The sequence below is a fragment of the Virgibacillus sp. LDC-1 genome (genome assembly GCF_030137545.1).
Taxonomy (GTDB): domain Bacteria; phylum Bacillota; class Bacilli; order Bacillales; family Amphibacillaceae; genus LDC-1.
Genome location: NZ_JARUVL010000006.1, coordinates 108,287 through 124,094 on the forward strand (window position 1 = coordinate 108,287; position 15,808 = coordinate 124,094).

Sequence of the window (15,808 nt, forward strand, 5' to 3'; positions counted from 1 at the left end):
ATGTGTCAAATTCATTGTTAAAAATCAATTATGTGTAACGAATAAACGGAATTTATTTATCAATATTAAAACAAAAGAAAAGCTTTCTGGCATATCACACAGAAAGCTTACTTTTTATGACATCTATCATCATAACATATGCATCCTACTTTTTCTCGCTAAGCCAATCAGCGATTACTTTCACTTCTTCGTCAGCAAGACTTTTTTGTGGAGGCATATTGCCTTTACCATTTTTTATCACATCCGTAATTTCATCAACCGAAAGTTTAGAACCGACTTTAGTTAAATCTGGTCCCATTCCTCCTGATAGATCAGCTCCATGACACGCTGCGCAATTTGATTCATATATTGCTTCTGGATCGTCTGAAACTTCTCCGCCCCCTTGTTCCTCAGTAGCTCCACCTTCCTGAGCTTGTTCGATGTCATCACGCTGATTAACTCCGATAACTGAGATCACAATCACCGCAAGAATCCCAATAATAGCAATAATTGCATAAGGTATAACTGGGTTTCTCTTCATTGTATTTCCTCCTTATGTATCCCCATTTTCTTTGTTATGTAGCTAAAAGCTATATCTATTTTACTTGAAAACCTAAATAGTTTAAAGCATTTGATGTAAAAATTATAAAATGAAGTAGCCAACTGCAATAAATAATCCAATAAAGCTACTAATCATTAAGTAATTTAAACGTAATTTTCTACTTATCCAAAACCAAAAAATAAAATGAAATAAAACGATTATTGCACTTACAGCACTTCCCAAATCAAGCTGTTTTACAAAAAAATCAGAAATAATTAAAAACAGAATAAGCATTACTACTAAAGCAATATGAAAGGAAGAATCCCTTACATGCTTATAGTTGTTGAGCATCCATCCCGAAAAACCAAAAAATAAAAGTAAAATAGAAAGTTGCAAAACAAGTTGAAATTGAGTAAAATAAATGACAAGAAATGAAAACGGTACCAATAGGACTAGAAGAAAGAACTGAAGTCCCTTCTTCATTGTCCAAGTACCCATTCGTTGATTTGAAATCTTTTCTTCATCTTCGAATGTTGAAGCTTCACCATTTGTATATAGTGCGAGCAAAAAATCACAATACATTTCAGGCAATAGTTTATGTTGCTTCCAATAAAGTATTTCTTTAATAATTGTGGTTGTACGCTGATCGTTCAACATATACACCTCGGTTCAATGCTTCCTGTAAAAACAGGATTAGCCAAGTCATTGTTCAAATGCTCCCAATGACTTGCTAAAATTAATCGAGGAAATCCTTTAATCGTTTACTACGACTTGGATGTCGAAGTTTCCTTAAAGCTTTCGCCTCAATTTGTCGAATTCTTTCTCTAGTTACACCAAAAACTTTCCCAACTTCTTCTAATGTCCGTGTTCTTCCATCATCCAGTCCAAATCGTAAACGAAGAACATTTTCTTCTCTGTCTGTAAGCGTGTCTAGCACATCTTCAAGCTGTTCTTTTAACAGTTCGTATGCTGCATGGTCTGATGGAGAAACAGCTTCTTGGTCTTCAATAAAGTCACCTAAATGGGAATCGTCTTCTTCCCCAATTGGTGTTTCTAATGAAACAGGCTCCTGGGCAATTTTAAGAATGTCTCGCACTTTATCTGGTGAAAGTTCCATCTCTTCACCAATTTCTTCTGGAGTTGGTTCTCTACCGAAATCTTGTAACAATTGACGTTGAACTCGAATTAGCTTATTAATTGTTTCTACCATGTGAACTGGAATACGAATGGTTCTAGCTTGATCGGCAATCGCTCTCGTTATCGCTTGTCTAATCCACCATGTTGCATACGTACTAAATTTAAAACCTTTTCGGTGGTCAAATTTTTCTACTGCTTTAATTAGACCCATATTCCCTTCTTGTATCAAATCAAGGAATAGCATTCCGCGTCCAACATAGCGCTTTGCAATACTAACAACCAGTCGAAGATTCGCTTCAGCGAGACGACGTTTTGCTTCTTCATCGCCTTCTTCAATGCGAGTCGCTAATTCAATTTCTTCCGCTGCTGAGAGTAGATTAACACGCCCAATTTCCTTTAAATACATCCGGACTGGATCATTAATCTTAATTCCAATAGGGACGCTTAAGTCATTTAAGTCGAATTCTTCTTCCTCTTTCGCAATTTCCTTCATATTAGGATCTGTTTCTGAATCTCCAATAACCTCTACACCTTGTTCTCCTAGAAACTCATAAAATTCATCAATTTGATCGGATTCTAATTCAAAGTGAGATAACCGATCTGCTATCTCTTCATACGCTAATGAGCCTCGTTTTTTCCCAATTTCCAGTATTTGATCCTTCGCCTGTTCAAGGGTTAATTCGATTTCATTTTCTTTCGTTTGTGAAGACTTATTTTCAGCCATGAGTCCCCCTCCTTCCAAAATTACATATTGTATCAATCATTGCTTCATATGTTTTTGAAGCTGGATTATTTGCATTGCTATATGTGCTGCTTTCGCAGTATCATTTTGTTGTTCTGCTAATAATTGCTGTTTTTTTAATTCACGGATACTTGAAACATCGTTTGTTTCCATTTGAATAAGTCGAATATAATCATTAATTTCTTTTTCACTTATTTCTTCATGTATTGGGATCATTGCAATCTCAATTACTAACTGCCTTACTTCCTCATCCTCAAGCATTTGAATAAAATTACTTACATTGGATGAACGTCCTTCTTCATAATATGCATATAAATGGGTCGCTATTATCTTATGTGCATCAATATTAAACCCTGCACCTAATTCCTCCTGTACCCTACTCGCAATATAATGATCTTGCAGCATATAAGCAATAAGTTGTCTTTCAGCCTTGTGAAAAGCTGGTAGCATCTTTGGAGCTTGATAAAAGTTAGATTTTTCCTTAGTATATCTATCTTTTAATCGCTTATCCTGCTTATGTTTATTGGTTCCACGATGCTTGCCTAGTTCTTCTTTTAAAGTTTCCAAAGATATATCAAATTCAGTGTGCAGTTCATTTAAATAGAACTCAAGCTCAATAGAACTTTCCAGTTTACTAAGCTCTTTAATAATTAATTCGATATATTGAATGCGATCTCCTTCAAGACTCATATTAAAATCTCGTTTTACATAGCGCATGTAAAACGCAATAAAAGGATCACTTGGTGTGATAACTTCCCTTTGAAAGGCCTCCCCACCAAATTGATTAATAAAGCTATCTGGATCAAGACCGTCTTTTATATTGGCAATCTTCACCTGACATCCAGTTTGACGAAGCAATGTCGCTGCTTTATACGCACCTTCTAATCCTGCTTGATCACCATCAAAACAAATAACAACTAACTCTGTATACCTTCTTAACAACTTAGCTTGCGTTTCCGTTAATGCCGTACCCATTGTTGCCACAGTATTGCGAATTCCTGCTTGGTAGGCAGAAATTACATCCATATATCCTTCAAACAAAATGACCTCATTTGTTTTTCGAATATACTTTTTCGCCAAATCAAAGTTAAACAATAGCTTTCCTTTTCGGAATAACTCGCTCTCTGAACTATTTAAATATTTGGGACCATCCTCTGTAATGGATCTGCCTCCAAATCCTACTGTTTTCCCGAGGTGATTCCGAATTGGATAAATAACCCTTCCTTTAAACTTGTCCGTAATACTGTGATCATCATGTACAGTAATTAAACCTGCCTTAACTAGAATTTGTTGATGGATTCCCTTTTTTTCCAAGAAAGAAGCCGTGAAATTTTTCACTCGAGGTGCAAATCCCAGCTTAAATGCATCAATGGTTTCGTCATTTATTCCTCGATCTTGAAAATATTGATAACCTTCCTTACCATCCTTTGTGTATCTGAGCAAGTGGTGATAAAGCTTGGTTAGCCAGTCAAAAGCAAGTACCATCTGCTGCTGCTCTTGGGACATAGATGTTTCTTGCGGCACAGCAAATTCAGGTAAAGCAATGTCACTTCTTCTTGCAAGCTCCCGCACAGCTTCGTGGAACGAGAAGCTTTCCATTTCCATAAGAAATGTAATAACATTTCCTCCTTTTCCACACCCAAAACAATGAAAAATTTGTTTATCTTGGGTTACAGAGAAAGATGGAGTCTTCTCTCCATGAAAAGGACACAATCCAAAAAAGTTTCTTCCTTGTTTTTTTAATTGAACATATTCTCCAACTACCTCTACAATATCATTTGCTTGACGAACTTGTTCAATTAATTCTTCTGGTATTTGATTAGACAATGATACCACCATGCTTTTATATTATTCGATGTCGCTTTAAAAAATCCTTCATCATTCGACATTTTTTTTGATAAAGTCGAAAAAAATTTCCTTCTTAGGGTAAAATAACGTGAAGAAGGATGATTACATGATGAATTTACTATGTTCACTCACTTCTAGTATTTCCTCTTGATGTGAAGTGTTAAACATAGATTCTTACTTGGATTTGATGCCTTAATAATACTTCTACGTTCACTTTGCGATTTCCTTCTTATTTCTCAATGTCTTATTTTTCAGAATATCTCTCCTGTTCAATAAAGCATTCTAGGCCATATACCACTTCTATTTTTACACAAATACTAATTATAATACATCATCAATGGTAATTCCATTTAAATGCGCTTAAATTTATTGGTAATTTATGTGTACATAAAAATCGGCAAGGAAAACATCCTATCTTAGCGGATATTTTCCTTGCTTAGACTTATTTTTGAATTGATTGAAGAATTAAATTTGCTGTTTCTTCTACAGCTTTACTTGAAACATCGATGACATTACACCCAATTTTTTCAACAACTTTATCAAAATAATCTAACTCCTGATGAATTCGTTTCATATTAGCATAAGTAGCTTGATCGCCTAATCCTAACGCTTTCAATCTTTCTTTACGAATATCATTTAATTTGTCGGGACTAATACGTAATCCAATACATTTATTAGGATCTACTTCAAACAATTCCTCAGGAGGATCTACTTCAGGAACAATTGGTACGTTTGCAACTTTTAATCGCTTTAAAGCTAAGTATTGTGATAAAGGCGTTTTTGACGTTCTCGAAACGCCAATCAAAATAATATCTGCTCTAGAAATTCCTCGCGGATCACGTCCATCATCGTATTTTACTGCAAACTCGATTGCTTCTACTTTCCTAAAATAATCTTCATCTAACTTATGGACAAGTCCTGGCTGCATTCGAGGTGATTTTTCATATACTCTTTCCATCGCTGCAAGAACTGGACCCATAATATCGATTACTTCTACGTGAAGCATTTTCGCCTGCTCATTCAAATAGCCTCTTAAAAGAGGGTCTACTAACGTGAACCCAATAATCCCTTCATTTTCTTTTGCAAGCTGCAAGGTTTCGTCAATTGTTTTTTTATCTTCTACATATGGAATTCGTTGAATTCTATATTCCCCATTATTAAATTGGCTTAATCCAGCCTTCATTACTAATTCAGCTGTTTCACCTACCGAATCAGATAACACATAAGCAAGTGGTTTCGTGTTCATTTATTATTTCTCCTCCCTGCCTTTATAAATGCTCATCCATAATTAATTCTACAAATGCTTTTGTTACCGTTGTTTTAGTAACTCTTCCAACCACTTCTAAACCAGCATCCGTATCTTTTACAACAGGAACACCATCAATCTGCTTATCGATTAAAATTTTGGCAATATCAATTAATGGATCTTCTTTTCTACAAACTGTTATATTCGGCATTCTCGTCATAATGATATGTACCGGAATATGATTGAGGTCTTGTTTTCCAATACTTGCTCTTAACAAATCTTTCCGAGAAAGAACACCTGTCAAACAAGAATGTTCATCAACTACAAACAACGTTCCAACATCCTCTAAAAACATCGTTGAAATGGCATCATACACTGAGACACTTTCATTAACGACAATTGGAATGGATTGATATTCTTGAATTTTAAACTTTTTTATTTTTTCGGTTAGTAATTCGGAGCCTGTTTTCCCTGTATAAAAATAGCCGACTCGAGGACGTGCGTCCAGATATCCAGCCATTGTTAAAATAGCAAGGTCTGGGCGGAGTGTCGCTCTCGTTAAATGCAACTTCTCAGCTATGTTTTCCCCTGTAATCGGGCCATTTTCTTTTACAATTTCAATGATTTTTTCTTGTCTATTTGATAATTCCACTATCTCACCACCCACGTTCAATATGTCATACAGCTTCTAAATATTATATATGATTACGAGTGGAAAAGGAATCTATGCCATACAATTGTCATATAAACCTCACCTTACACATATGAGTATGGCTTCTTACAAAATGAAGCGTACTGTCTATATTACGAATAATATACGCTTCCACTCCCTAAGCTCGTTTAAGTTAAAAATGCTGTTTCCACTCTATTGCAGACAGGTCAGCAAAATTCAAAATAAGAGATCCAATATTCGTTAACAATGCAAGCCGATTATTTCGAATTGCTTCTTCCTTGGCCATGACCATGTTCTCATTAAAGAAGTGGTGAATAGGTTCAGCGAGTGTTGCAAGCTGATTCAATGCTTCCTCAGCATCAAAGGCTGCATTTGCTTTCGCGAAAGCTTTCGTAACGTTTTGTAGTGCCTGAGATAATGCTGCTTCAGACTCAGTTTGGAATAACTCCGCTTTCACCTCACGATTTTCTTTTGTCTCCATTAAATTCAGAACTCGAACTAACCCTTCCTGTGTTGGTTTAAATCTAGGATCATTCCGTTTTTCGGAAAGTATTTTAGCTTTTTCTATCGTATATGCTACATTTCCTACTGCATTTTTTGTTACAGCAGCTATGACATCAACTTCAATTGCTTCTTCTTTAAGAATGAAGTCCATTCGCTGACGCATAAAATCATTTAACTCTTTTTCAAAATCTGGTGTTCCTTTTATGGATGATGCCTCATATAACGTAATCGGAATCCTTAATAGTTCCTCTAAGGATATTTTCCAATCTTGTGCTAGTAATATTCTCAGGATTCCGATTGCTTGTCTTCTTAGTCCATACGGATCCTGAGAGCCAGATGGTCTTAAACCAACATAGATACAACCAGTAATTGTATCCAGCTTATCCGATAAGCTTAATACAGCACCGACAAGTGTTTCAGGCAAAGCACCATTCGACTGTTTTGGTAAATATTGCTCTGCTATTGCTCTAGCAACATCCTCATCCTCGTTAAAATGCAGGGCATATTTTTCGCCCATAATTCCTTGAAGCTCTGTAAATTCATTTACCATGTTCGTAACTAAGTCATATTTACTAATCTCTGCTGCACGAACTACTTTTTCTGTTTGCTTAGCGTCTAAATGTAATAGATTAGCTAAGTGCTTGGCAATATTACTTGTGCGTTGCACCTTATCATGTATCGTACCTAAATCTTTTTGGAAGACAACTTGCTTTAATTTTGCTAAATAATCATTTATTGAATGCTGCTTATCTTCATCAAAAAAGAATTGGGCATCAGAAAGTCTTGCACGAAGTACCTTCTCATTTCCTTTAACTACTTTATCTAATGCAAAGCTATCCCCGTTTCTTACTCCTATAAAATAATGAAGCAGTTCTCCCGTCTTTGATTTCACAGGAAAGTATCGTTGGTGTTCCTTCATGGAGGTAATTAACACTTCAGAAGGTAATGTAAGAAATTGTTTATCAAATTGTCCAACAAACACTGTGGGATATTCGACAAGGTTGCGCACTTCATCTAACAATGCTTGATCAATTGGAATAGTATATCCTTCACGTGCTTCAATTGCATTAATTTCATTTAAAATTATCGTTTCTCTTCTTTTAGGATTTACAATAACATGTTGTTCTTCAAGAATTTTTTCATAATCAACAGGATGGTGAATTACCATTTCTTTTCCTAAAAATCGGTGCCCGTAGGTTATATTGCTTGTTGTTACGCTAGCAATTTCAAAAGGAATAACTTCATCTCCATACAAAGCTACTAGCCAGCGAATAGGACGAGCATAGCGTATTTTTTCAACGCCCCACTTCATATTTTTTGCAAAGGAAAGAGACTCAATAATTTCTTTAAACTGCGTTAATAATTGGAAGCTAGGCTTCCCTTCAATCCGTTTATTAACAAATATATAAGAAATTCCTTTTATTTCTTTCGTATATATGTCTGCGGTTGTTTTGCCTTGACCCTTCGTAAAACCAATTGCAGCTTTCGTCCAATTGCCATCAGCATCTTGAGCAATTTTTAAAGCAGGCCCTTTTGCTTCTTCCTCAACCGTCGTTTGCTCTTCAGCCAAGCCTTGAATTAGAATAGCTAATCGTCTAGGAGTCGAATATGTGGTAATTGTTTCAAAAGCAACACGTAACTCCTTTAACCAGCTTTCTGTTTTTTCTTTTAACTGCATTTCTGCATCATCAATAAACCGAGCTGGTAATTCCTCTAGTCCGATTTCGAATAAAACGTCCTTTGCCATTTATTTTTCCTCCTTTTTCAGCATAGGAAATCCAAGCTTTTCTCGTTCTTCTACATAAGCTTTTGCAATCTTTCTAGCTAAGTTGCGAATCCTAGATATATAGCCGGTTCTTTCTGTTACAGATATAACTCCTCTGGCATCGAGCAAATTAAAGGTATGCGAGCATTTGAGAACATAATCATAAGCTGGAAAAACAAGCCCTTTTTCCATTGTCTTTCTCGCTTCTTCTTCATACATTGTAAATAATTGAAATAACATATCTGTGCTTGATTCTTCAAAGGTGTATTTTGAATGCTCGTATTCAGGCTGCAAGAAGATATCTCGCACTGTAAATCCTTTCGTCCACTCTAAATCGAATACATTTTCCTTATCTTGTATATAAGAAGCTAAGCGTTCGATGCCATATGTCAGTTCAACTGCAACTGGATTTGCTTCTAAGCCCCCAATTTGTTGGAAATAAGTGAATTGCGTTATTTCCATTCCATCTAACCAAACTTCCCATCCAAGACCAGCTGCTCCAAGGGTTGGATTCTCCCAATTATCCTCAACAAAACGAATATCATGCTCTAACGGATTTATTCCAAGCGCTTTAAGTGATTCTAGATACAATTCTTGAATATTGTCTGGTGAAGGTTTCATAATTACTTGAAACTGATGATGCTGGTATAGTCGGTTTGGATTTTCGCCGTATCGTCCATCCGCTGGCCTTCTTGATGGCTCCACGTAAGCTACATTCCATGGTTCAGGACCAAGACTCCTAAGGAGCGTCATTGGCGACATTGTGCCAGCCCCTTTTTCCACATCATAAGCCTGCATTAAAATACAATTTTGCTTTGACCAATATTCTTGTAACGTTAAAATCATTTGTTGAATATTCATATTGTTATCCTCCACTCTATTTTCTTTTAAAATCAAAAAACCGTCCCTATGTCAATTGTAGACATAGGGACGGTTATAACCGCGGTTCCACCCTATTTGCTTCCGAATTGGAAGCCACTTTATATGCAATATTGCTCCAGAGTGCCTTCCGATATGCTTCATGATCCAGCTTCCACCACCTCTGGACTCGCTTTGCAAGGGTCACATAACGTACTCTTCTCTATCGTAGCAATGTATAATTATTATGTAAAAATGATACGCTATTCATTCGTATTCGTCAACTTAAATTACTAGGAAAGACGGTCTAATTGATTAAGAAACCTTTTACTCTTCAATGCATAACCACCATATTGATCATAATACTGATCAAGTATTTGTCGAATCAATTGAATGTTCTCCTCTTTCATTGAGATGTTTCCAATTCTTTCTAAGCCTACCTGTGCGAAAAGCTGAAAAAGCCGTGCTACTGAATTGGACAGTGAAACCGCCTGTATATCTTTAGACATACATCCTTTACAAAGAAAGCCACCTTCTAAAACAGAAAACGCAAATGGCGACTGCTTACTCCCACATTGCACACATTTATCCACGGTTGGTAAAAAACCGCCTATCTGATAGGACTTTAACTCATACATCATAACCGGAATTTGATAATCATCATGATTTTCAATCCATTTCATTGTTGCGAAAAGCTGCTGATAGAGATATATGTTCGGCTTTTTATCTTCTACTAATTTATCAGTTAATTCAAGCAAAAAAGCAGCATATGCTGTTTTAATAATATCTTCACGGATGGAACGAAAGGAGTGAATAATATCTCCTTGCTGTATAGTACTTAGACCTTTTGACAAATAAACAAAAAATTGTCCATGGATGAATGGCTGCGTTAAAGCAGCCATTCTGCTTTTAGGTTTTTTTGCCCCTCTGGCAATCGCTGAGAACTTTCCTATTTTTTCACTGAAAATCGTAACGATTTTATGCGTTTCACCATAATCCGATGTTTTTATTATAATTCCATCAATTTTCTCAAGCACATCTGTTCATCCTTTTTACTACCGCATGTTTTTTGAGCTAAAGGTTGATGGCTCAGAGCGTTCTAAAAGTTCGAGTTCCCTTGTATCTGATTCTTTTTCTAACTCTTTTAATAATAAATAGGTTTCAATATTTCCTGTTTGACTAAAAAGTTTCCACGTCAAGTCGATCACAAGAAAACCCACCTTTCTTCATCCATTATCCGGATATATTTTATAAGGTTAGACAAAGCAAAAGCTCCCGAGAACTGTCTACGCTCTTAGATTTTCCATCCTGCGTAAAACAATTAGTAAAAAAATTTACCATGTTTAATAATCGTCATTCCGAAAACCAAATTGATTTAGCTGACTTTGTTTATTTCGCCAATCTTTTTGAACCTTAATCCAAAGCTCCAAATACACCTTACTACCAAGCAATGCTTCTATGTCTTTACGGGCATTTTTCCCAATTTGCTTTAACATGCTTCCTTGCTTTCCGATTAATATTCCTTTTTGTGATTTTCTTTCTGTTATCACGACAGCCTGAATAAATACCGTATCATTATCGCGTTCTTCGATGTTTTCAATATCTACAGCAATCGAATGTGGTATTTCTTCACGGGTTAAATGTAACACTTTTTCTCGAATTAATTCACTTATAATAAATCGTTCAGGATGATCTGTTACTTGATCTTCTGGATAATACTGCGGCCCTTCAGGCAAGTGAACTTTTAATACATCTAATAAATGATCGACATTATTTCCTTCTAAAGCGGATATCGGAATAATTTCTTCAAATTCACATTTATCTTTATACAATTCAATAAGCGGTAATAACGCTTCTGGATGAACTAAATCAATCTTATTTACAATTAGAAATACTGGCTTACGAACCTTTTGTAGTAGATCTAGGATATACTGGTCCCCTTTTCCATACCCTTCCTTTGCATCAATCATAAATAAAATGGCATCCACTTCATTTAAAGTGTTCTCTGCAATCCGGACCATGAAATCCCCTAGACGATGCTTTGGTTTATGAATACCGGGTGTATCAATGAATACGAACTGCGCATCCTGTTGTGTAAGTACTCCTTGAATCTTATTTCGTGTTGTTTGCGCTTTATCACTCATGATGGCAATCTTTTGCCCTACTACACGATTTAAGAAAGTTGATTTTCCTACATTGGGTCTTCCAATGATAGCGATAAATCCTGATTTATAATTTGTTTTCACATTGCTTCCTCCAAGACGTAATAAAAATTGTTAAATAAAGCATGTTCATTCTGTTATTATTATCATACTATAAAAAACACATGCTTTCATGAATTCGACAAAACCTTCCTAATTATAATCTTCATTGCCAAATTTTGAAACAACAAATTTTCCTTTCATAAAAAATAAGGCTCCAACAATTGGCAGCCTTACAAACCAAGTAATATCTTTATTTTCGGAAGGAACACGATACATCCGATAACGACAGCCATCATTGCTGCTACTAATACGGCACCAGCTGCAATGTCCTTAATCAACTTTGCAGCTGGATGAATTTGTGGGCGTACATAGTCTAAAAAGCTTTCTATCGCCGTATTTATCATTTCACAAATGAGTACCATTCCAATCGAAATGATTACGGCAATCCACTCAAAACGACTGATTTGAAAATAAAAACCTGCAATAATCACTAAAAAAGCAACACCCAAATGAACTTGAAAGTTTTTTTCCATTCGAATAATTTGCTTCAACCCACTCCATGCATAACGAAACCCGATTCCGCGCTTTTTATCGCTCAAGATTAAATGCACCTAATATTTCATCTTGGAGTTGAAACATTTCCTTTTCATCTTCGTCATTCAAATGATCATAACCTAAAAGATGCAGAAATCCGTGGACAGCTAAGAAGCCAAGCTCGCGCTCGATAGAATGATTATAATCATCTGCTTGCTCCTTTGCCTTGTCGATTGAGATAACAATATCACCTAAAACTAGAGGAATTTCTTCCCCAAGGATTTCTATTTCTCCCTCTACAGATTCTTGTAAAGCAAAAGAAATGACGTCTGTCGGCTTATCTTGTCCTCGATAATTTCGATTTAGTTCTTGAATTTCTCGATTATTAACAAAATTAATCGATATTTCTGCTTCCTGTGGAATCTTTTGCCTTTTACCTGCAAATTGAAGTAATTGATGAAGCATGTCAACATATTCTGATGGTATCGACTTCGTATTATCATGGAAATAAATATGCATTAGTTTGCCTCCTTCATTGGATATTGAATTCTAGAATGAAATATTCCCTTAAGTGTTTCCTGAATAACTCGATGCACTTCATTTAACTCTTTAATTGTTATCGGACATTCATCAAACTGCCCGTCCAATAAACGGTCATTAACAATTGAAGCGACAATATCATCAATCTTTTCTTTTGTCGGTTCCTGTAATGACCGTACAGCTGCCTCTACAGAATCACAAATACAAATGATAGCAGCTTCTTTCGTTTGTGGTTTAGGACCCGGATAGCGATAATCCGCTTCCAAAACGTCTGGATTCTGCTCTTTTTCTTTATAATAAAAGAATTTTAATAAGGAAGTACCGTGATGTTGCATTGCTATATCAATAATTTCCCGTGGCAGCTTATATTTTTTCAACATATCTGCTCCATCATAAGGATGGCTAATAATAATTTCTGCACTTTCCTTCGGAGCAATCCGATCATGCGGATTTGAAATTGCAAGTTGGTTTTCTATGAAATAATGCGGACATAATGTCTTTCCTATATCGTGATAATAGGCTCCCACCCTTGCTAGCAACCCGTTGGCTCCGATCGCATCACAAGCTGTTTCACTTAAATTTGCTACCATTACAGAATGATGATAGGTTCCAGGTGCCTCCAGAAGAATTTTCTTTAATAATGGTTGATTCGGACTAGATAACTGTAATAGCTTCATGTCCGTTAAGATATTAAGCCCCGTTTCAAAAAACGGCAGTAATCCAATCGTTAATACTGCAGATAAAAAGGCCGATGATACGCCAAAACCGAGTTGTATCATTAAGCTAGAGAAGGCATATTTTTCAAAGGATAGAAATAAAAATAATAATATAGCAAGCATATTAATAACAGACATTCCTATACCTGNGATGATACGCCAAAACCGAGTTGTATCATTAAGCTAGAGAAGGCATATTTTTCAAAGGATAGAAATAAAAATAATAATATAGCAAGCATATTAATAACAGACATTCCTATACCTGCTTTAATAACTGCCAATCTATCCTTTGGATTAGCAAGGAAAATAATTGCAGCTATTTGAGAAAAGAAAAAGTAAATGCCTGCTTCCATGTTCAATGATCCAGCTATTTCGCCATTAAATAAGATAGTTGCGATAATAGAAAATAAACTAGCATAGACGATAGCTAGCCGCTCATTAAGAAGTTGTTTCAGCAATAACACACCTGTTGCTACTGGTACGACTAAATAAAGCTGATTCGTCTGGGTCGTATATATGCTAACAACCTTCATCAATGTAATTACAAAAATACTAATTAATAAGATAGCGGTCATTTTCTTTAAATTCAATTGTTTTCTTTTATCTAAAATGTATGCTTCATAGCCGATAATACTCACAATTAGCAAAACAAAGAAAGCTAAACCAACTAATGGATAAACGTTTCGCTCATTATTTAACAATCCAACAAGCTGTAATTCTTCATATTTCTCATTGGTGATTGTTTGCCCTTCACGTACAATTATTTCTCCTGCTCGAATAACGACAGGCTCTACATTTGCCGCCGCTTCTTTTTGTGCTTCCATCGTCTTTTTCGCGTCAAAAAACGAATTATCGATGACTGCAAATTCACTCAACGCTTGCAACGCTTTTTTCAAATTATCATTTAAAGAACTATATTTAATGCGTTGCTTAATTTCGGACATCGCACTATTTATATTCTCAACCCGAACTCCTTTTTCCATTACCTTTTTTAACGCAGGTACAAAAACTTCTTCTCCTTTATCACGATCCTTTTTAGGTGTCTCAATCAAGGTCACCAAAAGTCTATCATTTACATTTTCTGTGATCTCCGCGGATAGGATTTGCTTTAAATTCATCAGTTTTTCTTGCGTTGAAATCGGGCTTTCTTCTTTCGTTTTTTCTGCTTTATATCCGGCCTCAAGCTTTGTAATCGCATCAAAAATCTCTTCTACATAAGCAACTCTCTCTGCTGTAATTTCGGTTGAAATATCAAATCGATCCTCAACAGATTGAACTGCTTCTCGTGTCTTTCGTTCTGTTTCTTGCTCATTTTCTATTGTAATTGGAGATCGTATCGTCTCTTTCGCATTATTAAATCGTTCAATATCTAGTGTTTTCGTGTAAATATTGTCTAATGAAATCAAAAAAAGGAAAGCACCAAGCAATAAGCATGGTACTATGACGGTCACCCATTTAGATCTTGTTCGCTTTATGAATCTAACAGCATTTACAATTTTTGATTTCATGGCAGCCACCTTCTACATTTATTAAGGAACTAAGTGGATACTGTATTACTGACTCTGTTCATATGCATCAATAACTCGTTGTACAAGTGGATGTCTCACAACATCTGTCTGACTAAGGTGAATGAACGATATCCCTTCAATCTTAGACAAAATACGATCAGCTGCTTGTAAGCCCGAAGTAACTCCCTTTGGTAAATCGATTTGTGTCACATCTCCTGTGATAACCATCTTCGACCCAAATCCAAGCCTAGTCAAGAACATTTTCATCTGCGCTGGTGTTGTATTTTGTGCCTCATCTAAAATAACAAATGCATCATCAAGCGTTCTTCCACGCATATATGCCAGTGGAGCAATTTCAATTGTTTCGCGTTCAATGAGCCTTGCTGTATGTTCTGCACCAAGAACATCATGAAGTGCATCATATAGAGGGCGTAAGTACGGGTCTACCTTTTCTTTTAAATCGCCAGGCAGAAAGCCAAGACTCTCACCAGCTTCTACAGCTGGTCGCGTTAAAATAATCCGCTTAACTTGACCGTTTTTTAATGCACGGACAGCCATTACTACCGCTAAATACGTCTTTCCTGTTCCAGCAGGTCCAATTCCAAATACCAAGTCATTTGTTTTTATCGCAGCTACATAAGTCTTTTGACCAAGTGTTTTTACCCGAATGGATTTTCCTTTTGAATTCTTCGTTATTTCGTCTTCAAATAATGTTTCGAATTGCGCAAGCTTCCCTTGTTTAGCTAAATCAACTGCGTACACAATATCTCGTTCGGAAATCGTTAATCCCTTTCGAATAACGTTTAATAGTGTTAACAATATTTGTTGGACAAGGCTTTTACTCTCATCCGTTCCAGTCACACCTACTTGCTCGCCTCTTGTTATAATCGATACATTTAATTGCGCCTCAAGATGCTTTAAGAATTTATCATTCGCTCCAAATAATTCAAGCGCTTCATTTGAATTAGTTAACTGTAAATCAATCAATTGTAAGTTATCTGTCATAATCAATC

The 15,808-nt window shown here is 35.9% G+C and carries 16 protein-coding genes and 1 other annotated feature; all 16 genes read right to left on the bottom strand.

What is annotated here, in order from left to right:
• Nucleotides 1-145: 145 nt before the first annotated feature.
• Entirely contained in the window at nt 146-520 is a 375-nt protein-coding gene (cccA, locus tag QBK89_RS07515; protein ID WP_284140421.1) for a cytochrome c550, read from the bottom strand.
• A 102-nt stretch (nt 521-622) separates the two neighbouring features.
• Nucleotides 623-1,177, bottom strand: a complete 555-nt coding sequence (locus tag QBK89_RS07520) for a hypothetical protein (RefSeq protein ID WP_284140422.1) — start codon at nt 1,175-1,177, stop codon at nt 623-625.
• Between the two features lie 79 nt (nt 1,178-1,256).
• The gene (rpoD, locus tag QBK89_RS07525; RefSeq protein ID WP_284140423.1) at nt 1,257-2,381 is read right to left on the bottom strand and encodes an RNA polymerase sigma factor RpoD; all 1,125 of its coding nucleotides are present in this window, start codon (nt 2,379-2,381) and stop codon (nt 1,257-1,259) included.
• Between the two features lie 36 nt (nt 2,382-2,417).
• Nucleotides 2,418-4,226 (bottom strand): DNA primase, encoded by a 1,809-nt coding sequence (gene dnaG / locus QBK89_RS07530; protein WP_284140424.1) that lies wholly within the window; start codon nt 4,224-4,226, stop codon nt 2,418-2,420.
• Between the two features lie 463 nt (nt 4,227-4,689).
• The gene (locus tag QBK89_RS07535; RefSeq protein WP_284140425.1) at nt 4,690-5,493 is read right to left on the bottom strand and encodes a pyruvate, water dikinase regulatory protein; all 804 of its coding nucleotides are present in this window, start codon (nt 5,491-5,493) and stop codon (nt 4,690-4,692) included.
• Nucleotides 5,494-5,515: 22 nt separating this feature from the next.
• Nucleotides 5,516-6,145 (bottom strand): transcriptional regulator CcpN, encoded by a 630-nt coding sequence (ccpN, locus tag QBK89_RS07540; protein WP_284140426.1) that lies wholly within the window; start codon nt 6,143-6,145, stop codon nt 5,516-5,518.
• 193 nt (nt 6,146-6,338) lie between these two features.
• Nucleotides 6,339-8,417: a glycine--tRNA ligase subunit beta gene (gene glyS / locus QBK89_RS07545; protein ID WP_284140427.1), complete on the bottom strand. Its 2,079-nt coding sequence runs from the start codon at nt 8,415-8,417 to the stop codon at nt 6,339-6,341.
• Complete coding sequence (gene glyQ / locus QBK89_RS07550) at nt 8,418-9,296, bottom strand: glycine--tRNA ligase subunit alpha (RefSeq protein WP_284140428.1); 879 nt, start codon at nt 9,294-9,296, stop codon at nt 8,418-8,420.
• A 62-nt stretch (nt 9,297-9,358) separates the two neighbouring features.
• Nucleotides 9,359-9,532: a binding site (T-box leader), on the bottom strand.
• 54 nt (nt 9,533-9,586) lie between these two features.
• Nucleotides 9,587-10,330 (bottom strand): DNA repair protein RecO, encoded by a 744-nt coding sequence (gene recO / locus QBK89_RS07555; protein ID WP_284140429.1) that lies wholly within the window; start codon nt 10,328-10,330, stop codon nt 9,587-9,589.
• 18 nt (nt 10,331-10,348) lie between these two features.
• Nucleotides 10,349-10,501, bottom strand: coding sequence for a YqzL family protein (locus QBK89_RS07560; RefSeq protein WP_284140430.1), 153 nt, complete (start codon nt 10,499-10,501; stop codon nt 10,349-10,351).
• A 135-nt stretch (nt 10,502-10,636) separates the two neighbouring features.
• Nucleotides 10,637-11,539 (bottom strand): GTPase Era, encoded by a 903-nt coding sequence (gene era / locus QBK89_RS07565; protein WP_284140431.1) that lies wholly within the window; start codon nt 11,537-11,539, stop codon nt 10,637-10,639.
• A 188-nt stretch (nt 11,540-11,727) separates the two neighbouring features.
• Nucleotides 11,728-12,096, bottom strand: a complete 369-nt coding sequence (locus QBK89_RS07570) for a diacylglycerol kinase family protein (RefSeq protein WP_284140432.1) — start codon at nt 12,094-12,096, stop codon at nt 11,728-11,730.
• Nucleotides 12,086-12,550, bottom strand: coding sequence for an rRNA maturation RNase YbeY (gene ybeY, locus QBK89_RS07575; RefSeq protein ID WP_284140433.1), 465 nt, complete (start codon nt 12,548-12,550; stop codon nt 12,086-12,088). The genes QBK89_RS07570 and ybeY overlap by 11 nt, the downstream gene beginning before the upstream one ends.
• Nucleotides 12,550-13,425, bottom strand: coding sequence for an HD family phosphohydrolase (locus tag QBK89_RS07580; RefSeq protein WP_284140434.1), 876 nt, complete (start codon nt 13,423-13,425; stop codon nt 12,550-12,552). Before QBK89_RS07580 ends, ybeY begins: the two co-directional genes overlap by 1 nt.
• A 2-nt stretch (nt 13,426-13,427) precedes the next feature.
• Complete coding sequence (locus QBK89_RS07585; RefSeq protein ID WP_284140435.1) at nt 13,428-14,795, bottom strand: hypothetical protein; 1,368 nt, start codon at nt 14,793-14,795, stop codon at nt 13,428-13,430.
• Between the two features lie 45 nt (nt 14,796-14,840).
• A complete protein-coding gene (locus QBK89_RS07590; protein WP_284140436.1) occupies nt 14,841-15,800 on the bottom strand; it encodes a PhoH family protein in 960 nt (319 codons plus the stop codon).
• Between the last annotated feature and the right edge of the window lie 8 nt (nt 15,801-15,808).

Coding starts and splice junctions, on each gene's coding strand:
- cccA (WP_284140421.1), bottom strand. CDS start 520: ATGAAGAGAAACCCAGTTATACCTTATGCAATTATTGCTATTATTGGG.
- QBK89_RS07520 (WP_284140422.1), bottom strand. CDS start 1,177: ATGTTGAACGATCAGCGTACAACCACAATTATTAAAGAAATACTTTAT.
- rpoD (WP_284140423.1), bottom strand. CDS start 2,381: ATGGCTGAAAATAAGTCTTCACAAACGAAAGAAAATGAAATCGAATTA.
- QBK89_RS07535 (WP_284140425.1), bottom strand. CDS start 5,493: ATGAACACGAAACCACTTGCTTATGTGTTATCTGATTCGGTAGGTGAA.
- glyS (WP_284140427.1), bottom strand. CDS start 8,417: ATGGCAAAGGACGTTTTATTCGAAATCGGACTAGAGGAATTACCAGCT.
- glyQ (WP_284140428.1), bottom strand. CDS start 9,296: ATGAATATTCAACAAATGATTTTAACGTTACAAGAATATTGGTCAAAG.
- ybeY (WP_284140433.1), bottom strand. CDS start 12,550: ATGCATATTTATTTCCATGATAATACGAAGTCGATACCATCAGAATAT.
- QBK89_RS07580 (WP_284140434.1), bottom strand. CDS start 13,425: ATGTCTGTTATTAATATGCTTGCTATATTATTATTTTTATTTCTATCC.
- QBK89_RS07590 (WP_284140436.1), bottom strand. CDS start 15,800: ATGACAGATAACTTACAATTGATTGATTTACAGTTAACTAATTCAAAT.